The sequence below is a fragment of the Microbacterium sp. SL75 genome, assembly GCF_026625865.1.
Classification (GTDB): Bacteria; Actinomycetota; Actinomycetes; order Actinomycetales; family Microbacteriaceae; genus Microbacterium.
Window position 1 is genome coordinate 605,389 of the sequence record NZ_CP113067.1, and the last position, 18,654, is coordinate 624,042.

Consider the following 18,654-nt stretch of genomic DNA (forward strand, 5'->3'; position numbering starts at 1 on the left):
GTAGACTGGTCGATCGTGAGCGAACGCGTCCTGGTCAACCAGCTGAAATCCCTCCCCGCCGGCCCCGTCGAGGTGTCGGGATGGGTCGAAACCGTGCGCGACCAGAAGAAGGTGCAGTTCGTCGTCCTGCGCGACGAGACCGGCGCCGTGCAGTTGGTCAACCCGGCGACGCGTCCCTCCGAAGAGACGGAGCAGGATGCCGCCGCCCTCGCCTTGACCGAGACGATCGGGGCCCTCGCGACCGGCACGTTCCTGACCGTGCGTGGCGAGCTCAAGCACGACGAGCGCGTCAAGCTCGGCGGCGTCGAGATCAAGGTCGGCGAGCTCGAGATCGCGGCCGCCGCAAACCCCGAGACCCCGATCGCCGCCGACAGCAGCCCCGACAAGCGGATGGACTGGCGCTTCATCGACCTGCGTCAGCGCCGCAACAACCTCATCTTCCGCGTGCAGACGACCCTCGAGCACGCCATGCGCACGTACTGGGTGGAGCGCGACTACATCGAGGTGCACTCCCCCAAGCTCATGGCATCCCCCTCGGAGTCCAACGCCGAGCTGTTCGAGGTGCCCTACTTCGAGGACAAGACGGCCTACCTCGCGCAGAGCCCGCAGTTCTTCAAGCAGATGGCCCAGGTCGCCGGCTTCGGCAAGATCTTCGAGATCGCGCCCGCCTTCCGCGCCGACCCCTCGTTCACCAGCCGTCACGCGACCGAGTTCACCTCCATCGACGCCGAGATCAGCTGGATCGACTCCCACGAGGACGTCGCCCGGATGCAGGAGGAGCTCCTGCACACGGCGTTCCAGGCCGTGGCCGACAAGCACGGCGACGAGATCCGCGAGCTGTTCGGCGTCGAGGTCGAGGTGCCCGCCGTGCCGTTCCCGCGCATCCCGCTGGCAGAGGCCCGCGAGATCGTCGCCGCCCGCGGCTACGACATCCCCCGCACCGACGGCGACCTCGACCCCGAGGGCGAGCGGCAGATCGCCGCGCACGTGCGCGAGACCTTCGGCCACCCGTTCGTGTTCATCACCGACTACCACCCCGAGATCCGCGCCTTCTACCACATGCGCGACGAAGAGACCGGTCTCACCAAGTCGTACGACCTGCTGTTCAACGGCGTCGAGATCACGACCGGCGCGCAGCGCGAGCACCGCGTCGACGTGCTGATCGAGCAGGCGAAAGAGAAGGGTCTCGACCCCGAGCACCTCGACTTCTACCTCGACTTCTTCCGCTTCGGCGCCCCGCCGCACGGTGGCTTCGGCATGGGCCTCGCGCGCATCCTGATGCTGATGCTCGGCGAGTCGTCGATCCGCGAGGTCACCTTCCTCTTCCGCGGACCCACCCGCCTCGCTCCGTAAAGGTTCGAGTGGACGACGCCCGGGGTTCACCCCCCGGGCGTTCGTGCGTCACGCGCTCTCTTTAGCGTGAGCAAATGGTCGCCGTCACCCCCGTGGATCCGACACCCGTCGGGGAGTCGCCGGGCCCGGGGTGGTCCATCTCGCTCCGGGGCGTGCACCGCGAACGCGCCGGAGTGCCGGTCCTCCGCGGCATCGATCTCGATGTCGCCCCCGGCACGATCGTCGCCGTCGTCGGGCCGTCGGGCTGCGGCGCCTCGACCCTGCTGCGCGTCGTGAGCGGCACGCAACGACCGGATGCCGGCACGGTGACGGTCGAGGGACGCTCGGGGGCTGCAGCGCCGCGCATCCCGGAGGTTCGCGACCGCACGCCCGTCGCGCGGTTCGGACGCGTCCGTGCGGCGATCGTCGCAGCGGCTCGGCACGCCGGCGATGACGACCCCGAGAAGGAGACCGATCGACTCCTCGACCTCCTGGGCCTCGGCTCCGCCGACAAGAGCGTGCACCGCCTCTCGCTCGGTGATCGGCAACGCTGGGCGCTGGCGCGCACGCTGGCCGGGCGACCCCGGGCCCTCCTCCTCGACGACGCGCTCGCGGCGCTGCACACGACCGCGCGCGCCGAGATGCGGGACCGGCTGCTCCGCGAACTCCGCGACCGAGGTGTCACGACCCTCTGGGCGACGCGAGACACCGCCGAGGCCGCGGCCGTCGCCGACCATCTCGTCGTCATGGACCGAGGCCGCATCGCGGCCGCGGGCGGTCCCGACGAGGTCTATGCGCGCATCGCGGATGCCGCGGTAGCCGAGGTCCTCGGACCGGTGAGCGCGGTCCCGGGGATCGTCGAAGGTCTGACCGTCGAGGTGTGGGGCCAGGAGCTCCCGCTCGCGGAGTCCGCGCACGACGGTCACTGCGAGGTCGTCGTGCGCCCCGAGAACGTCCTGCTGGTCGGAGCGGATTCGCCCGGGGTAGATGGAGTGGTCGAGGACTCGACCTTCCTCGGCAGCGTCCGCCGTTCGACGATTCTCACCAGCGATGGAAGCCGCGTCGTCGTCGAGCACGCTCCGGGACGACGACTCGAGGACCGGGACGCGGTACGCCTCGCGCTCGCGATCGTGCCGGCGACCGTTCGCCCGATCGGCTGACCGAGAAGGGGGCTCCGGTGCACTGCCGGAGCCCCCTCCCCTCAGCGGCGTCCCTGGCGACGGCGTCGGGTGAAGACGATCAGGACCGCGCCACCGACGGCCGCGAACGCCCCCGCGACGATCAGCCCGGGAACGGCAGAGACATCCGCACCGGTCTTCGCCAACGCTCCCGACGTCGATGCCGCGACACCGCCGGGGACGCGCACGTCGTCCTTACCGATCGGGCCGGGCGTCAATTGCTCGGGGGACGAGCCGTCCGAGGGCCGAGGCTGCGGTGCCGGCTGGCTCCCGGATCCCGGATCCGACGAGCTCTGCGGAGCGTCGGCCGCGACGACGCCGACGCGCACGAGCGCGCCGAGGCCGCGACGGTCATCCACTTGGAGCGCCACAGCGGTCTGCGCCTGCCCGTCGACCGCCTGCGCGTTCAGCGTGACGACCGCCGTCCGCCCCGCCACGGCGAAGCGGGTCCCCGCCGGCACCGCCCCCGCAGGAATCGTCTGCCCGGCGACCGTACCGCCACCGGTGGTCAGCGTCGTACCGGTCGACGTGACCTGCAGGCGCACGTCCCGCAGCGACACCTCCATCGCCGTCCCGGGGTACAGGACGAGGTCGTCCACCCCCACCGAAGCCGCCCCGGCGGAGCTGGCTGTCTCGATCCCCCGCACGCTGATCTGGCCGGCGAAACCGTCGGTGACCGTCTGCGCATCGGCGTCGGCCGATGCGGCGTGCGCGGCCTTCGTCTCCCCGGGTGCGGACACGAAAGCAGGTGCGATGGCCGAAGGGCCCACGGCGTCGACGGCGAAGGCGTAACGCGGAGGGAGCGGTGGCGCGCTGGTCGTCGACGGCTCGGGAGTGGGCGTCGGCGCGGCCGCCGCGGGAGACCACCGCACGACGCCGAGGCTGACCGCGGGGTAGGCGCCCGTGAGGTCCTCGTAGCGCAGCGCGGTGATCAGTACGCTGCCGTCACTCTGCGTGACGCGCTCGTTCAGGTGCACCCGCACGCGCGGCGAGCCCGTGGCATCCAGGCCCGTGTAGAGGTCGGTTCCCGTGTTGATCCAGATCCCGTTGACGAAGACGGCGGATCCGGTGTCGGCGAAGCTCACGCGCGACGAGCCGTCGCCGTCCACCGAAAGACGCAGGCCGTAGACGCGTAGGGCCGACCACATGTATTCGCCGACGGAAGATGTGTCCGGCACCTGGCGGAACGATCCCACCGACACCGCGCTCGACCCGTCGGCCGCGTGAGCGACGGAGACGTCTGCAGCGGAGGATGCCGGGGCCGTCCCGCTCACCGCCTGCGCGGCGACCGAGCCTTCGGCCTCCAGGCGGGGAGCTCCCGGGATCAGCGCGGCCCCGTTCGGCGCCGTGACGGTGACGCCCGAGACGAGGGCGGGCGACGCAGACGCCGCGGGAGCACACGCCACCACGCCGAGACGCACGCGCCAGATCTCCGACCACCCCGCTTCGGCCTCGATCCGCAGGGCCGTCACCTGGGCTCGACCGCGGTCGATGGTGCGTTCGGCGACGACCAGCCGCGTCGACCCCCACGTGGCGGACGTCGGCAACGCGACCGTGTATCCCGCCGACAGCTTGGACGGATTCAAGACGTCCTTGCCGTCGACCGTCAGCGTGTCGAAGGTCACCGACGTGCTCCCGTCGGTCCCGCAGCTGGCACGCAGGCCGGTGAAGGCGACAGGGACGCGGTCGCGCAGCTGGAACAGGCCGCTGTCGATTCTCGTCTGCGCTCCGTCGGAGGCCGCTCGGGCGGTCAACCCCGTCGCGCGGGTGGTGTTGAGCTTCAGCGCGTCGCCGGTCTCCGAGAGGGAGTTGTCGGCGGTCGCCCCGCTGGTCCATTCGCTGAGGGGCGCGGGCTGCTGGAGCGCACCGCCGTCGGCATCGAGGATCTGGATGCCGGAGGCCGAGGTCGAGGGGATCGACACCGCTCCGTTCGCGGGGACGGCGCCCGCGACGGCGGCTGCCGTGATGAGCGCACCGACGATGGCGGCGAGAAACCGGGTACGGGGTCGCGGGGTCACTGGTCTGCTCCGAATCGATCGAGGAAGTCGGCGCCGTTCGGAATGCCGACACCGGTGACCGGGTCCCACCCGGCCGCGGTCTGCAGGGACTGGGGCCGGGTGTCCCACAGGTAGAGGGTCTCGAGCCACAGCTGACCGGTGCTCTCGTCGCGGCGGTACCACGTGCCGGCTGACGCGGGAACGACGTCGCGAATCGCGCTCGACCCGGCCAGGGCGTACAGGAAGGGCGCGGCAAGACCGACCTCCACCCCGGTGCGCGCCTTGGCGATCGCGACCATGCTCGCGACCATCGGCGTTGCCAGGCTCGTGCCGCCGTGGGCCTCGTACGACAGTGCCCCGTCACGCGGCACCGCGACGGTGAAGCCCGTGTTGGGATCGGCGAGCGAGGCGACGTCGGGGACGAGTCGCCCCGATCCCGCGTGCGCGATGCGCTCGCTCTGCCAACTGGGGCGCGGGTAGAAGGCCGACTCCCCGCCTCCGGCGCCGTAGAGGAAGCCCGGCGGGATGATGCCACCGTTCTGGGCGAAGCGGGTCTGCACCTCCCACCCGGATTCGACGGCGATGCGATTGTCGGCGTCGAGGCCGATGCTGGCCCCGCCCACCGCGGTGACGTACGGACTGGAGGCCGGCGTCGCCACGTCGGTCTCGTCGTGGTGGTCGCCGGCGAGGGAGTAGTCGCCGTCGTTGCCGCTCGAGGCGAAGACCGACACACCGCGGGACGCGGCTTCGACCAGCACGCGGTTCAGCAGGGTGCGGTCGGCATCGGTGTCGAGCTCTTCGGGCCCGCCGAACGAGAGCGAGATCACACTCGGGGTGACGGGGGCTTCGACGGCGTCGAGGACGCGCAGATAGAGCGTCGCGGCGAGGCAGTCGTCGGCCCCCCAGTAGACGATGTCGGCGTCAGGGGCCATCGCGCGCACCGCCTGCACGTCAAGATGCTGCTCGACGGTCCACGCCGAGGGACCTCCGCAGCGGGTGACGTCCGGGTTCGCGGAAGCGTGGTGGGTGTACTGCCCCTCCCGGAGAGCGGGCAGACCCTCCCGCGCGAAGTACGCGTCCGTGTTCGCGGCGACCGTGTCATCGTCGAAGACTCCGACGATCGCCACGGTCGCTCCCGCGCCGCGCGCATCCGCCGGGAGCTGGTGGATCGCGCGCAGTTGCGTGGGCCCGTACCCGCACAGCGCGTTCGAGCGATGCTCGACCTGGACCGACGACGGCCACGACGACGAGAGCGTCTGCCCCCAGTACGCGGCGCAATCGTCGCTGCGCACGGGCGCGGCGTCGGTGCTGGGGCTCATCGCGTCGGTATCGACGAGACCGGCGACGGACTCGATGGCACCGGCCTCGCGAGGAACGGACAGATCGCGGGTGGGAGCGAACGCCGCGCGACCGTCCACGGTCGTCTCACCGAAGGAGGTGTCGAAGGCCGAGGCGAACGCCGACGCCGGCCCGGTCACCGAGAGCGCGCGGATGCTCTCACGGTCTCGGACGATCTCGATTCCGGCCGTTTCGAGCCACGAGCGCGCCGCACTCGCCTCCGCGGCCGTCGCCGAGTCGGTGAGCAGCACGGTGGCCGTCAGGCGCGCGTCGAGCGACGCCTCGGGGGCGGCGGAGGCCCATCCCGGAGCGGTCGACACGAGGATTCGTCGACCGTCGGGGGAATCGGTGGATGCCGCCGGCGGGGCGCTGCAGGCGGTGGATGCGACCGCTGCTGAGAGCAGCAGAACGGCCAGGGAAGTCGTCGGTCGACGACGGAGGCGTGGGGGCATGGACAGCTTTCTCGATCAGTGGCTCGGGTGAACCGATCGAGAGCTTATCGATATTGAGAACCGTTATCACAAACGGGCAAAAGAAAGCCCCCGTCGGGGCCGAGCCCGCTCAGAACGGGTAGTCGACCGAAGACCGCTCCGCCACGACGGAGCGCACGAAGGCCGCGACCTCCTGGTGGGCGGGATGCACCTGGTAGCGCTCGAGCGCGTCGACGTCGGCGAACTCGCTGACCAGAGCGACGTCCCAGTTCGACTGCGGGTTGACGACGTTGCGCCCCACCTCGATGTGCTGGATCTCGTCGATGACCCCGTCGAGGGCCGACAAGCGCTCGGCGATCTGCTCCGCGTGCAGCGCACGCGTGTCGGCGTCGTCCGCCGAGAGCTTCCAGAGGACGATGTGACGGATGCTCACGCGGAGGCTCCTTGGGTGTCTGCCGCGAGGAGGGCGGCGCGGAGACGGTCGGCCGAGACGCGCCAGTGCGCGTGAAGCTCCCCGTCGATGAGGACGACGGGGATTTTCTCCCACCACTTGTCGTAGAGGGCGGCATCGTCGGCGATCGAGGCCTGCTCGATCGTGACGCGGTCGGCGACTCGCTCGGGGAGCTCACCCACGACCGTCTCGACGATCTGCTCCGCCACATCGCAGAGGTGGCAGTCGGGCTTTCCGATCAGCGTGAGAGTCGTCACCCTGACCATCCTAGAAGGCGGGGGAAGGGCGAGAGCCGGTGCGCGACGCGCGTGTCCGCTCGCTGGTCAGGACTCGACGTCGTAGCCCGAGGCGATCCACTCGCCCGTGCCACCCTCGACGTTGGTCGCATCGTGTCCGCGCGCCGTGAGGGCTTCGACGACCCGCGCCGAGCGACCGCCGGCCTGGCAGATCACGTCGAACGGCTCTCCGGGGAGTTCCTCGAGGTGCTCGCCGATGGTCGACATCGGAAGATTCACGGCGCCGGGAACGTGACCCGCGGCGAACTCGTGCTCCTCGCGCACGTCGATCAGGGGGCGTTCACGCCCCGCGTGCAGGTCGTGGACCGAGATGGACTGCATGCTTACCTCCGGAGAGACGAACGGCACCGGATACACGAAGCGCCCGTCGCGAATCGGACAGGCGCTCGGTGTGGTGGCCGCTTTACTTCTTGTTGCGGCGCTGGTGACGAGTCTTGCGAAGCAGCTTGCGGTGCTTCTTCTTCGCCATGCGCTTACGGCGCTTCTTGATGACAGAACCCACGGAAAACCTCACTAAGTCGGGGTCTGGGTGCCGATTTCGGCCCCCGGGAACAGCAGGCGTTGAAAAAAAGCCTCGGATCAGTCTAGCCGACGTCGGACACCGGTCGTTGCACGGCATCGGCGACGGCCGATTCGGGCACCCGGTAGCTGCGTCCGAACCGCACCGCCGGAAGCTCGCCCGCGTGGACGAGACGGTAGACCGTCATCTTCGAGACGCGCATGAGTTCCGCGACCTCGGCGACCGTCAAGAACCGCACGTCCGGCAACTCGGCCATCGTTCACCCCTCGTTCCGGGTGAACTCACCCTCCTGATGCTGAGCACACTCTAGGGTCTGGCTGGGACGGCTGTAAACCTATGGGCCCACTGTGACGAATGTGATGAGCGGATGCCGGGATTCCGCGGCATCCGCGGGCTCATCGCCCCGGCAGCTTGCGGAACGCGGTCGAGAAGGAGTGCTTCACCGACGCGGCGGCGCGGCCCACGACCTCGGCGGCGTGCATCGCCGAATCGGGAAGGGCCGGTTCGTGGTCGTCATCGATGGAGAAGAACGGGACGAGCCAGTCGTCGACCTCGTCGAGAGGGGCGACCGCGAGGCTGTAGTAGCGGTGTTGTCCCTCTTCGCGCACGGAGACGAGCTCCGCCTCGCGCAGCACCTTCAGGTGCTTGGAGACGGTCGGCTGGCTCACACCGAGAGCGGCGACGATCTGCGAGACGCTCGTCCCCCGTTCACCACCGGTTACCCGGTCGAGGAGCAGCTGAAGGATGTCGCGACGCGTTCCGTCAGCGATCACGTCGAAGATGTCCGCCATGGCATCAGATTAGCGGCGCCCCGGCCCGAGTACCATGATTCGGGTTCGGGCACCGAAGGGAGCGGCGCATGGCGGCGACGCCGAACGAGGCTCGACTGGCCGTGCGACTGCGTCGCATCGCCTTCGAGGCATGGGACCGATTACGCAATCTCACGACCGCGTCCCCCGCGCGTTTCGCGGTGCTGGTGTTCGTGACGCTCATCGCCCTGTTCACGGCGCTCTTCTCTCTGCCCGCCGCCTCGGCGACCGGTGTGCGCCTCCCTTTCGCCGACGCGCTCTTCACCGCCGTCTCGACGATCTGCGTCACCGGATTGTCGACGCTGAACATGTACTCCGACTTCTCCCCCCTCGGACGCGTCATCACCTACATCGGCGTCAACGTCGGCGCCCTCGGTGTGCTGACCCTCGCCTCGATCCTCGGGCTGGTGATCTCCAAGCGCCTGGGTCTTCGCGCGAAGCTGATCGCCGCCGGCGACAGCAACCCCCTGCGTGTGCACGGCGGTCCGGTGAACGAGGGGCAGACCGTGCGTCTCGGCGAGGTCGGCCAGCTGCTGCGCACCGTGGCGCTGTCCACGCTCGTGATCGAGGCGGGACTCACCGTCCTCATCTACCCCTCGCTCGTCGTCGGCGGGATCAGCCCGCTCGTGGCGCTCTGGGAGGCGCCGTACTACGCGGCGATGGCGTTCACGAACACGGGCTTCGTGCCCAACGCCGACGGCCTCACACCCTTCGCTCAGGACTACTTCCTGCTCACGGTGCTCATGGCTGGGGTCTTCCTCGGCTCGATCGGCTTCCCGGTGATCTTCACGCTGTGGCGGCACTACTGGCGCTTCCGCCTGTGGTCCCTGCACGCGAAGCTCACCATCATCACCACCGTCGTGTTGTTCTTCGCCGGAGCCGGGGTCATTCTGCTGCTGGAATACGACAACCCCCTCACATTCGGAAGCATGGATGCGTGGGACACCACGTTCCAGGCGTTCTTCCTCTCGGCCATGACACGCTCCGGCGGGTTCAGCGTCATCAACATCGGCGACCTCAACGGGGCCACCCTGATCGTGGGATCGATGCTCATGTTCGTCGGCGGCGGATCCGCTTCCACCGCGGGCGGCATCAAGGTCACGACCCTGGCCGTGCTGGCTCTGGCGGTGTTCTCCGAGGCCAAGGGCCGCCCCTCGGTGCAGGCCTTCGGTCGCCGCATCCCGAGCGACGTGCAGCGGGTCGCCCTCTCGGTCGTCGCGTGGGGCGCGACCATCGTCGCGATCTCGACGGTCACCATCAGCCGCATCACCGACGCCCCCATCGAGCACGTGCTGTTCGACGTCGTCTCGGCGTTCGCGACCGTCGGCCTGTCGACGGGCCTCACCGCCGAGCTCCCCGAAGCCGCGAAGTACGTGATGGCGGCCACGATGTTCATGGGGCGCATTGGTACAGTGACACTCGCTGCGGCAGTGGCTGCGTCGTCCCGGTCGCAGCTGTACGCGCTCCCCGTGGAAAGGCCCATCGTTGGTTGAACGCATCCGCAGTGACGCGCCCGTCCTGGTGATCGGACTCGGCCGCTTCGGCGCCGCCTGCGCCGGCGAGCTCGACCGACTCGACCGCGAGGTCCTGGCCGTCGACGGCAACCTCGAGCTCGTGCAGAAGTGGTCGGAGCGCGTCACGCACGCCGTCCAGGCCGACGCGCGCAACATCGACGCCCTGCGGCAGATCGGCGCCCAGGACTTCCAGGTCGCTGTGGTCGCCGTCGGCTCGCTGATCGAGGCGTCGGTGCTCATCACCGCCAACCTCGTCGACCTCAAGGTGCCGCAGATCTGGGCCAAGGCCGTCTCGCAGTCGCACGGCAAGATCCTCGCCCGCGTCGGCGCCAACCACGTCATCTACCCCGAGGCCGAGGCCGGCGAGCGCGTGGCCCACCTGGTCAGTGGACGGATGCTCGACTTCATCCGTTTCGACGACGATTTCGTGCTCGCCAAGATGTACCCGCCCAAGCTCGTGCGCGGCGTGGGCCTCAACGAGTCCGGCGTGCGGTCGAAGTACAACGTCACCGTGGTGGGGGTGAAGAGCCCCGGCCGGCCGTTCCGCTACGCCGAGGCCAACACGGTCGTCACCAACCACGACCTCATCATCGTGTCGGGGACCAACTCCGACATCGAGCGGTTCGCCTCGCTCGATCGCTGAGCCGCGGCGCCCGCCTCAGGCGTCGATGTCGAGAGCGACCTCGACCTCGTCGTCGACGGCGAGCCCCTCGGCATCCTGAAGTGCTTTCTTGACCGGCACGACGTAACCGCCGTCCTTCGGCCAGAGCGCGGTGGTCGCGGTCGTGCGGCCGATCGTCACGGATGCCGGGATCATCCCCCACCCGTAGGTCACGACGGGGGCGATCTCGGCGATCATCGCGGCCTCAGCTGCGGGCACCGAGACGAAGTGGAACGGCGCGGGGCCGCGCCAGTACCAGATCGTCCCGGTGAACCGCAGGTGCACGGTCAGCTCCCGGCGGCCAGTTCTTTCGCGCGGGCGAGGGCGGCTTCGGCGGCGGTGGTGAAGGCGTCGTCGAGTCGGGCGTCCTGCAGGACGGCCACGGCGCGCTCGGTGGTGCCCTTCGGGCTGGTGACGCGGCGACGCAGCTCGGCGGGATCGACATCGGCGGATGCCATGAGAGCTGCGGCCCCGATGAAGGTCTGCTCCGCGAGCAGGCGCGCCTGGTCGTCGTCGAAGCCCATCCGCACGGCGGCCCGGGTGAAGTCCTCGACGAGGAGGAAGACGTAGGCGGGACCGGAGCCCGAGATGGTCGAGAGGGCATCGATCTGCGACTCGGGGACCTCCAGGACCGAGCCCACGGTCTCGAAGAGCGCCCGGACGACGGCGATGTCGGCGGCGGAGGCCGCGGGTCCGGCGGCGAGGCCGGTGACTCCCTTTCCGACCAGCGAGGGGGTGTTCGGCATCGAGCGCAGGGTGGCGACGCCCTCGCCGAGACGAGCGGCGAACGTGTCGAGCGTGACGCCCGCGGCGAGGCTCACCACGATCGCGCCGGGGCGCAGATGCGGGGCGATCTCGTCGAGCAGGTCGGGCACCATCGCGGGCTTGACTCCCACCAGCACGATGTCGGCGGCGGCGACGGCGTCGGTGTTTCCCGCCGGATTCGCCTCGAGAGCGACGCTGGTCACCCCGTCGAGGTCGACGAGTTCGGCGGCCTTCGCGATCGAACGGTTGGTCGCCGTCACCCCTCCCCCGGTGAGTCCGGCCGCGACGAGGCCGCGGAGGATCGCGCCTCCCATGGAACCGGCTCCGAGGATCGCGATCGGGGGCAGCGAGGTCGTGGCATCCGTCATGCGAGCCAGTCTACGAACCGGACTCTCGCGGCGGGGCAAGTCTGAGTGCGACCGAGAGGGGCGCGCGTTAGAGTCGGGAAACGGTGTGCCGGAGCACCGGCGAGCGATACGGAGGACTAGCGATGACTCTCTTCGACGGCATCACCGCGCGCCTGGTCGAGACCGACCGGCTGGGGGTGAATGTGCTCGAGCGCATCGGCGACGACCCCGCCACCGCCCCCGAGCACACGGTCGTCTTCGTGCACGGCAACGTCGCCTCCTCGCTGCTCTGGCAGGAGATCATGCAGGACCTGCCGAGCGAGCTGCGCGTCGTCGCCGTCGACCTGCGCGGCTTCGGTCGCACCGAGCACAGCCCCATCGACGCCACCCGCGGCGTCCGCGACTTCAGCGACGATCTCCACGCGACGCTCGAAGCCCTCGGCATCGCCTCCGCTCATCTCGTCGGCTGGTCGATGGGCGGGGCCGTCGTGCTGCAGTACGCGCTCGATCACCCCGTTCTCTCTCTCACGCTGCAGTCGCCCATCTCCCCCTACGGCTTCGGGGGCACGCGGCGTGACGGATCTCGGCTGAACGACGAAGACGCCGGCGCCGGTGCGGGGGCGGCGAACCCCGACTTCGTCCAGCGACTCATCGACCACGACACCACCGACGAGGCCCCGACCTCGCCGCGCGCGGTGTTCCGCTCCGGCTACGTCGCCGCGGGCTACCGGAGCGAGCACGAGGACGTATGGGTCGAGGCGATGCTGTCGACCTCCACGGCCACCGGCAACTACCCGGGCGACTCGGTCGTCACCTCGACCTGGCCGGGCTTCGCCCCCGGCACGACCGGCGTGCTCAACGCGCTGGCGCCGAAGTACCTCGATGTCTCGGGCATCGTCGACCTCGAAGACAAGCCCGCGATCCTGTGGATCTACGGCACCGCCGACGCGATCGTCTCGGACGCCTCGTTCTCGGACGTCAATCACCTGGGCGCGCTCGGAGTGGTCCCCGACTGGCCCGGCGCCGATGTCGCCCCCGCACAGCCGATGGTCTCCCAGACGCGCGACGTGCTCTCCGCTTACGCGGACAAGGGCGGCGAGGTCACCGAGGTCCCCGTCGAGGGGGCCGGACACTCCGTGCACCTCGAGCGCCCGGCGCAGTTCCGCCGAGCGCTGCTGACGCACATCGGCTACGTCGGTCGGCCCGCCGATCCGGCGCCGCCGACCGAGGCGATCATCCTGCGCTCGGCCGACTGACCCGTCCCCGACTCGCCCGTTCCCCCGGAGGTCCCCGTGGAGTACTGCCTGTTCACCGAGCCCCAGCAGGGCTTCACCTACGACGATCAACTCGCTTTCGCGCGCTCGGCAGAACAGCACGGCCTCGACGGCTTCTTCCGCTCGGACCACTACCTGCGCATGGGCCCGGGCGATCCCCGACCGGGCCCCACCGACGCGTGGACGACCCTCGCCGGCCTCGCGCGCGAGACCTCGCGCATCCGCCTGGGCACGCTCGTGTCGTCGGTGACGTACCGCGTCCCCGCGATCCTCGCGATCCAGGTCGCACAGGTCGACGCCATGTCGGGCGGACGCGTCGAGCTGGGCCTCGGCACGGGCTGGTTCGAGCGCGAGCACGCGGCCTACGGCATCCCCTTCCCGGCGAAGCGCTTCGACCTGCTCGAAGAGCAGCTCCAGGTCGTCACGGGTCTGTGGTCGACTCCGGATGCCGACACCTTCTCGTTCCGCGGAGAGCACTACGCGCTCGACGAAGCGCCGGCGCTGCCGAAGCCGGTGCAGTCGCCGGTGCCGGTGATCGTGGGCGGCGGCGGCCCGAAGCGCACCCCCGCTCTCGCCGCGAAGTACGCCACGGAGTTCAACATCGGCTTCGTCGCGGAAGACGTCGTGGCCGAGAAGTTCGCCGTCGTCCGCGCCGCGTGCGAGACGATCGGCCGCGACCCGCAGACGCTGAAGCTCTCGGTCGCGCTGCCGACCATCGTCGGCTCGGACGAGGCCGCGATCGAGCGGCGCGCTCAGGCGATCGGCCGCACGCGCGCGGAGTTCGACGACGGTACGAACATCGTCGGCACACCCGAGCAGGTCGCCGAGAAGGTGGAAAGGCTGCGGGCCCTCGGCGCGGAGCGGGTCTACTTCCAGCTCATGGACTTGCGCGACGTCGATCACGCCGATCAGATCGGCGCCGAGGTCCTGCCGCTCCTCCCGCGCTGAGCGCTCAGCGGCGGTTCTCGAAGAACGCCCGGAGCTGTGCGGCGGCCCGCTCCTCGTCGACCCCGCCGACCACCTCGACGCGGTGGGGAAGACGCCGATCGCGCAGGACGTCGTACATGGATCCCGCGGCTCCCGCCTTGGCATCCCACGACCCGAAGACGACGCGCTCGACGCGCGCCTGCAGGATCGCCCCCGCGCACATCACGCACGGCTCGAGGGTGACCACGAGCGTGCACTCCGCCAGGTGCCACGAACTTCGGTTACGGGCGGCCTCGCGCAGCGCCACGACCTCGGCGTGCGCGGTGGGGTCGCCCGTGGCCTCGCGGAGGTTGCGACCCTCGCCGATGATCCGGCCGGTGGAGTCGACGACGACGGCTCCCACCGGGACGTCGCCGTCGACTTCGGCGGCGTCGGCGAGCTCGAAGGCCCGCCGCATCGCGGCGAGGTCTGCGGCGGTGGGCGTCACGGGAGCTCCGAGAATCGACGGCGGTGGGGTGCGGGGGAAACGGTTAGCCTTGAGCCTATGCGTGTCCACGTCGCCGACCACCCGCTCATCACCCACAAGCTCACGGTGCTGCGTGACGTGCAGACGTCGTCGCCGGTGTTCCGCCAGCTCACCGAGGAGCTCGTGACGCTCCTCGCGTATGAGGCGACCCGCAACGTGCGCGTCGACCCGATCGAGATCCAGACCCCGGTCACCAAGACGATGGGTGTGAGAATCAGTGAGCCCCGGCCGATCGTGGTGCCCATCCTGCGCGCCGGCCTCGGCATGCTCGAGGGCATGGTGAAGCTCCTGCCCACCGCCGAGGTCGGATTCCTCGGCATGGTCCGCGACGAAGAGACCTTCGAGCCGACGACCTACGCCGAGCGCCTGCCCGACGACCTCAGCGACCGCCAGTGCTTCGTGCTCGACCCGATGCTCGCCACCGGCGGCTCGCTCGGCGCGGCCATCAAGTTCCTGTTCGCGCGTGGCGCGCAGGACGTCACCGCGATCTGCCTGCTGGGCGCGCCCGAGGGCGTTGCGGCGATCGAGAAGCAGGTCGAGGGCCACGACGTCACTCTCGTGCTCGGCGCCGTCGACGAGCGCCTCAACGAGAAGGGCTACATCGTGCCCGGTCTCGGTGACGCCGGCGACCGTCTCTACGGCACGGCCTGAGCGCCCACCAATCGAGCGAACCCGCTGAGCCGCGCGACCCCTTCGGGGGTCCGCGGGAGATCGTCGAGCAGAGCGGGCGAGTACACCACGTAGGCGGCCTGCATCGCGCGTGAGATCGCGACGTTGATGCGATTGCGCAGCAGCAGGAACTCCAGGCCGCGCGGAGCCTCCCGGCCCGACGACGCGGCGAGGGTCAGGATCGCGACGACCGCTTCTTTGCCCTGGAAACGGTCGACCGTCCCGACCGGGACATCGGCGAAGCCCGCGGCGGCCAGGGCCTCTTCGACGGCGACCTGTTGTGCGTTGTAGGGGGTGATGACGATGATGTCGTCGGCCCGCAGCGACCGGGGAGCATGCACGATGGCGGAGTCCCCCGCTCCCCCCTCGGCGCCCGTCCACTCGCGCCCCACGAGTTCGGACACCAGGCGCGCGACCTCAGCGGCCTCTTCGTTCGAGAACGTCGAGTTGCCGCGGTGCCGCACGGGACGAGGGTGGACGCCGGGGTCGACGCCGTCGAGACGGCGCAGAGCGGTGGAGGGGTGCGAGGCGAGACGCCCCTCGTACGACAGCCGTGAGACCGGCTCGGCGACGGCGGGGTGCATACGGCGCGTGCGCGCGAGGAAGTAGCCGAACTCGTCCGGCACCACCTCGGCACCGTCGATGATCCACCCCAGGGCCGAGGTGTCGACGGGTTCGGGGTGCGTACCCTGGCTGACCTGCGGCAGCTGCTGCGGGTCGCCCAGCAGCAGGAGACGCTGCGCCGCGAGCGACACCGCGATGGTGGAGGCGAGCGAGAACTGCCCCGCCTCGTCGATCACGAGCAGATCGAGGCTCCCGCGCGGGATACGAGCCTCGTGGCTGAAATCCCAGGCGGTCCCCCCGACGACGAAGCCGGTGGAGGCGTTCTCGGCGGTGAACGACGCCACGCCGTTCTTGGGCAGCACCGTGAAAGCGTGCGGGGCACTCGGATCTTTCGGCGCCTTCCCGACCCGGGATGCCGGCACCCCGGCCGCGATGACCTGATCGAGCATGTGCTCGATGGTCGCGTGGGATTGCGCCACGACCCCGATGCGGTAGCCGCGCTCGGCGACGAGGCGCGCGATGACGTGCGAGCCCACGTAGGTCTTGCCCGTGCCGGGAGGGCCTTGGACGGCGAGATAGCTGTGGTCGAGGTCGGCGACGCTACGCGCGATGGCGGTGACCTCGTCGTCGCCGGTCGCGCTGTCGACGCTCGTGACCGGGGAGAGTGCCCCCGACAGCGTGCGCGGCGGGACGCGACGCAGGATGTCGGCGGCCGCGCCGTCGGGGATCCCGGGGGCGGCGGCGAGGACTCCGTCGGCCCATGCGTCGATCGCTTTCTGCTGATTCCCGGCGCGCGGGGGTGCGGGCGGGGTGAGGGCGAGCGGCAGGTCGCGCCAGGTCGCGCCGTCGACGGCGGTCTCTTCGACGATCGCTCCGTCGTCGAGCACTTCGCGCACCGTCACTCGGCGCGCACCGTGGATCCATCGGGGGCGCGTCTCGAGCGGGAAGGGCGCGGGAAGGTCGTAGACCGCGAAGGGCTCGCCGTCCACGCTCACGCGCGTGCCGGGTGCGACCTCGCCGCGGAGCTCGACGAGACGGCGCTCCGATCCGCGGCCCGACTCGGGGAAGTGCCAATCGGCGACGACGCGCGAGCGTGCCGCGTCGACCACGACGACGTCACGGGTCTCTTCCCAAACCGAGAGCGGCTCGCGCAGACGCAGGAAGTGCGTGGCCCAGTAGGTCTTCTCTTCGCGCGGGTAGTAGTCGATCGCGGCCGCGGCGAGACGGAGTGCGGTCGCGTCGGGTTCTGCCGCATCGCCCGCCCAGCGCTGCAGGGCCGTCGCGCGGGGCGACGGCTCGTAGGCCTGCTCGTCGGGCTCGGCTCCGCGCGCGGGGACAGCCCCCGACTCGCGCGCGCGATCGACGAGCCAGTCGCGCAGGCGCCGGGTCGAGACGCAGTCGTAGCGGTTGTAGTCGGCCAGGTCGTCGAGCACGCGCTGCGCCGCGACCGCATCGCCGTCGGCAGCGAGCGCGCGGGCCTCGACGTACTTCACGATCGAGTCGTCGCCGCGCTGCACGTCGCTCGTACGCACGTCGTCGCCCATGTACAGGGGCTCGAGCTTCTTGATCGAGTACGAGCGCGACCCCACCCGCAGCGCTCGACGCACGACCGGGTAGAGGTCGACGAAGACGCCGTCGCGCAGGAGCCGATCCACGTCGGCCTCGCGGACGCCGTAGCGGGCGGCCATCGTGAGCAGGTGTGTCGGCTCGTAGGGGGCGTAGTGGTAGATGTGCATGCCCGGGTGCCGCTGGCGTCGCAGCGCGACCATGTCGAGGAAACGCTCGAGGGCGGCTCGCTCTTCGTCGAAGGTGTGCGCCCAGAGCGCTCCGTAGACCTCGCGGGTGTCGACCCACCCGAAGAGGTAGTCGATGCCCCAGTGCTCGCCGACGCCCTCGGTGTACAGCGGGTCGCCCTCGAAATCGAAGAAGAGGTCGCCGTGGTCGGGCCGCGGGAGCACGCCCAGCGACTTGGGCGCGACGATCTCGAACGTGGGCACCGCGTGGGCGGGCTGGTCGGCGCCCGGGATGCCGGCCGGGCTGTCGAGCTGCAGGCGCGCCTGCGTGCGCAACGAGACGAAGGTGTCGACGCTCATGGCCGCGGGCGGCGCGGGCGCGACCGCCAACTGATCGATCGTCTCGATGCCGCCCGCCCGCAACCGGTCGCGCTGGACGGGCCGCATGCCCGCGACGAGCAGAAGGTCGCGGTGGGCGACGACCTCGAGCTCACAAGTGGCGCATCGGCCGCACGCGATGACCCCGAGATCGCCGCGCGGGTCGCCCCAGGCGATCACGGGTCCGGCGGTACCGAGGTCGACACGGCGGTCGGCGATCAGGGCGCGCAGGCGCTCGCGGCGGAGGCCGAAGACCGGGAGCAGATCGTCGAGGCGATGCGTGCTCGTCGACCCGTCGCCGAGCAGCAGCTGCACCTCGTCGGAGCGCGGCACGCCGAGACGATCGAGCTGATCGACATAGGCGGCGAGCTGCATGAGCGCCGTCACGCGCGCGCGGCGCGCCAGCTTGGTGTCTTGCACGATCCATCGGCGTGTTCCATCGGACGACGCCTCGGGCTCGCGCACGAGGAAGTCGGCGAACCCGACGAATTCCTCGGTGGCGAACGCGGCCTGATAGACCACCTCGATGGACGGGTCGGCGAGGGCCTCGTCGGTCAGGCGCACGGCTTCGGCGAGCGCCTCGGCGTCGGATGATCGCGCCGCGGGGATCTCGCGCACCGCCGAGCCGAAGCGGGCGCGGTCGTCGTCGAGCACGCGCAGCTCGTGTGCCGTACCCAGCCGCGCCGCGCGCTCGAGGGTGGCGTCTTCGGGGTCGTCGACGGGGGCGGTGCGTCCGATCTTGGCGTCGATCGCGCGCAGCCACGCGAATTCGCACTCGGCCGCCGCCTTGAGGTCGCTGGCGCTCCAGACGATCCGCCCGTCTTGCTCGATGTACCGCATGGTGTTCACGCTAACCGGGGCCGCCGACATCGGCCGCCGACCGTCCACGGGGAGGTCGCTCTCGCAACCGGACTGCCCACCGTCGGAGGGTGCTGACAGACTGA

General features: G+C 70.4%; 19 protein-coding genes. 7 read left to right on the forward strand and 12 right to left on the reverse strand.

All coding sequences use genetic code 11. From position 1 onward, the window contains the following. Positions 1-15 precede the first annotated feature (15 nt). Positions 16-1,353 carry an aspartate--tRNA(Asn) ligase gene (aspS, locus tag OVA17_RS02830; RefSeq protein ID WP_210073114.1) on the forward strand — a complete coding sequence of 446 codons (1,338 nt, stop codon included), beginning with the start codon at positions 16-18 and terminating at the stop codon, positions 1,351-1,353. A gap of 74 nt (positions 1,354-1,427) precedes the next feature. Further along, positions 1,428-2,492, forward strand: coding sequence for an ATP-binding cassette domain-containing protein (locus OVA17_RS02835; protein WP_267788048.1), 1,065 nt, complete (start codon positions 1,428-1,430; stop codon positions 2,490-2,492). A 41-nt stretch (positions 2,493-2,533) separates the two neighbouring features. On the opposite strand, the gene OVA17_RS02840 is transcribed toward OVA17_RS02835, so the two are convergent. The 8 genes from OVA17_RS02840 to OVA17_RS02875 all read right to left on the reverse strand — a co-directional run bounded on the left by OVA17_RS02840 (position 2,534) and on the right by OVA17_RS02875 (position 8,334). After that, positions 2,534-4,528, reverse strand: a complete 1,995-nt coding sequence (locus tag OVA17_RS02840) for a hypothetical protein (protein WP_267788049.1) — start codon at positions 4,526-4,528, stop codon at positions 2,534-2,536. Further along, the gene (locus OVA17_RS02845) at positions 4,525-6,297 is read right to left on the reverse strand and encodes a S53 family peptidase (RefSeq protein ID WP_267788050.1); all 1,773 of its coding nucleotides are present in this window, start codon (positions 6,295-6,297) and stop codon (positions 4,525-4,527) included. The genes OVA17_RS02840 and OVA17_RS02845 overlap by 4 nt, the downstream gene beginning before the upstream one ends. Before the next feature lie 109 nt (positions 6,298-6,406). Beyond that, complete coding sequence (locus OVA17_RS02850; protein WP_210073105.1) at positions 6,407-6,709, reverse strand: Dabb family protein; 303 nt, start codon at positions 6,707-6,709, stop codon at positions 6,407-6,409. Further along, positions 6,706-6,984, reverse strand: a complete 279-nt coding sequence (locus OVA17_RS02855) for a glutaredoxin family protein (protein WP_267788052.1) — start codon at positions 6,982-6,984, stop codon at positions 6,706-6,708. The genes OVA17_RS02850 and OVA17_RS02855 overlap by 4 nt, the downstream gene beginning before the upstream one ends. Before the next feature lie 66 nt (positions 6,985-7,050). After that, positions 7,051-7,344, reverse strand: coding sequence for a rhodanese-like domain-containing protein (locus tag OVA17_RS02860; protein WP_210073101.1), 294 nt, complete (start codon positions 7,342-7,344; stop codon positions 7,051-7,053). A gap of 82 nt (positions 7,345-7,426) precedes the next feature. Beyond that, complete coding sequence (locus tag OVA17_RS02865; protein WP_003792170.1) at positions 7,427-7,525, reverse strand: 30S ribosomal protein bS22; 99 nt, start codon at positions 7,523-7,525, stop codon at positions 7,427-7,429. 82 nt (positions 7,526-7,607) lie between these two features. Then, a complete protein-coding gene (locus OVA17_RS02870) occupies positions 7,608-7,799 on the reverse strand; it encodes a helix-turn-helix domain-containing protein (RefSeq protein ID WP_103205849.1) in 192 nt (63 codons plus the stop codon). A 139-nt stretch (positions 7,800-7,938) separates the two neighbouring features. Continuing rightward, positions 7,939-8,334, reverse strand: coding sequence for an ArsR/SmtB family transcription factor (locus tag OVA17_RS02875; RefSeq protein ID WP_267788057.1), 396 nt, complete (start codon positions 8,332-8,334; stop codon positions 7,939-7,941). A gap of 68 nt (positions 8,335-8,402) precedes the next feature. Between OVA17_RS02875 and OVA17_RS02880 the strand changes: the two genes are divergently transcribed. Together OVA17_RS02880 and OVA17_RS02885 are read left to right on the forward strand one after the other, a co-directional pair. Further along, positions 8,403-9,845, forward strand: coding sequence for a TrkH family potassium uptake protein (locus OVA17_RS02880; RefSeq protein WP_210073097.1), 1,443 nt, complete (start codon positions 8,403-8,405; stop codon positions 9,843-9,845). After that, the gene (locus OVA17_RS02885) at positions 9,838-10,509 is read left to right on the forward strand and encodes a potassium channel family protein (protein WP_056224009.1); all 672 of its coding nucleotides are present in this window, start codon (positions 9,838-9,840) and stop codon (positions 10,507-10,509) included. The genes OVA17_RS02880 and OVA17_RS02885 overlap by 8 nt, the downstream gene beginning before the upstream one ends. A 15-nt stretch (positions 10,510-10,524) precedes the next feature. On the opposite strand, the gene OVA17_RS02890 is transcribed toward OVA17_RS02885, so the two are convergent. Continuing rightward, positions 10,525-10,812 carry a DUF1905 domain-containing protein gene (locus OVA17_RS02890; protein WP_267788060.1) on the reverse strand — a complete coding sequence of 96 codons (288 nt, stop codon included), beginning with the start codon at positions 10,810-10,812 and terminating at the stop codon, positions 10,525-10,527. A 2-nt stretch (positions 10,813-10,814) separates the two neighbouring features. Then, positions 10,815-11,660, reverse strand: a complete 846-nt coding sequence (gene proC / locus OVA17_RS02895) for a pyrroline-5-carboxylate reductase (RefSeq protein WP_267788061.1) — start codon at positions 11,658-11,660, stop codon at positions 10,815-10,817. Between the two features lie 122 nt (positions 11,661-11,782). Between proC and OVA17_RS02900 the strand changes: the two genes are divergently transcribed. Beyond that, positions 11,783-12,895, forward strand: a complete 1,113-nt coding sequence (locus OVA17_RS02900) for an alpha/beta fold hydrolase (protein ID WP_267788062.1) — start codon at positions 11,783-11,785, stop codon at positions 12,893-12,895. Between the two features lie 36 nt (positions 12,896-12,931). Further along, positions 12,932-13,861: an LLM class F420-dependent oxidoreductase gene (locus OVA17_RS02905; RefSeq protein WP_267788063.1), complete on the forward strand. Its 930-nt coding sequence runs from the start codon at positions 12,932-12,934 to the stop codon at positions 13,859-13,861. A gap of 4 nt (positions 13,862-13,865) precedes the next feature. On the opposite strand, the gene tadA is transcribed toward OVA17_RS02905, so the two are convergent. Next, complete coding sequence (gene tadA / locus OVA17_RS02910; RefSeq protein WP_267789348.1) at positions 13,866-14,297, reverse strand: tRNA adenosine(34) deaminase TadA; 432 nt, start codon at positions 14,295-14,297, stop codon at positions 13,866-13,868. An 87-nt stretch (positions 14,298-14,384) separates the two neighbouring features. On the opposite strand from tadA, the gene upp reads away from it, so the two are divergent. Beyond that, positions 14,385-15,017, forward strand: coding sequence for a uracil phosphoribosyltransferase (gene upp, locus OVA17_RS02915; RefSeq protein WP_267788065.1), 633 nt, complete (start codon positions 14,385-14,387; stop codon positions 15,015-15,017). Here upp and OVA17_RS02920 read toward each other — a convergent pair. Beyond that, on the reverse strand, positions 15,002-18,550 hold the full coding sequence (locus OVA17_RS02920; protein ID WP_267788067.1) for a TM0106 family RecB-like putative nuclease: 3,549 nt from the start codon (positions 18,548-18,550) through the stop codon (positions 15,002-15,004). The genes upp and OVA17_RS02920 overlap by 16 nt on opposite strands. Between the last annotated feature and the right edge of the window lie 104 nt (positions 18,551-18,654).

Bases quoted from the DNA above. Each gene is read 5' to 3' on its own strand.
- OVA17_RS02920 (WP_267788067.1), bottom strand. From the start codon at position 18,550: ATGCGGTACATCGAGCAAGACGGGCGGATCGTCTGGAGCGCCAGCGAC.
- upp (WP_267788065.1), top strand. From the start codon at position 14,385: ATGCGTGTCCACGTCGCCGACCACCCGCTCATCACCCACAAGCTCACG.
- OVA17_RS02870 (WP_103205849.1), bottom strand. From the start codon at position 7,799: ATGGCCGAGTTGCCGGACGTGCGGTTCTTGACGGTCGCCGAGGTCGCG.
- OVA17_RS02835 (WP_267788048.1), top strand. From the start codon at position 1,428: ATGGTCGCCGTCACCCCCGTGGATCCGACACCCGTCGGGGAGTCGCCG.
- OVA17_RS02845 (WP_267788050.1), bottom strand. From the start codon at position 6,297: ATGCCCCCACGCCTCCGTCGTCGACCGACGACTTCCCTGGCCGTTCTG.
- OVA17_RS02880 (WP_210073097.1), top strand. From the start codon at position 8,403: ATGGCGGCGACGCCGAACGAGGCTCGACTGGCCGTGCGACTGCGTCGC.
- OVA17_RS02900 (WP_267788062.1), top strand. From the start codon at position 11,783: ATGACTCTCTTCGACGGCATCACCGCGCGCCTGGTCGAGACCGACCGG.
- proC (WP_267788061.1), bottom strand. From the start codon at position 11,660: ATGACGGATGCCACGACCTCGCTGCCCCCGATCGCGATCCTCGGAGCC.
- OVA17_RS02875 (WP_267788057.1), bottom strand. From the start codon at position 8,334: ATGGCGGACATCTTCGACGTGATCGCTGACGGAACGCGTCGCGACATC.
- tadA (WP_267789348.1), bottom strand. From the start codon at position 14,297: ATGCGGCGGGCCTTCGAGCTCGCCGACGCCGCCGAAGTCGACGGCGAC.
- OVA17_RS02860 (WP_210073101.1), bottom strand. From the start codon at position 7,344: ATGCAGTCCATCTCGGTCCACGACCTGCACGCGGGGCGTGAACGCCCC.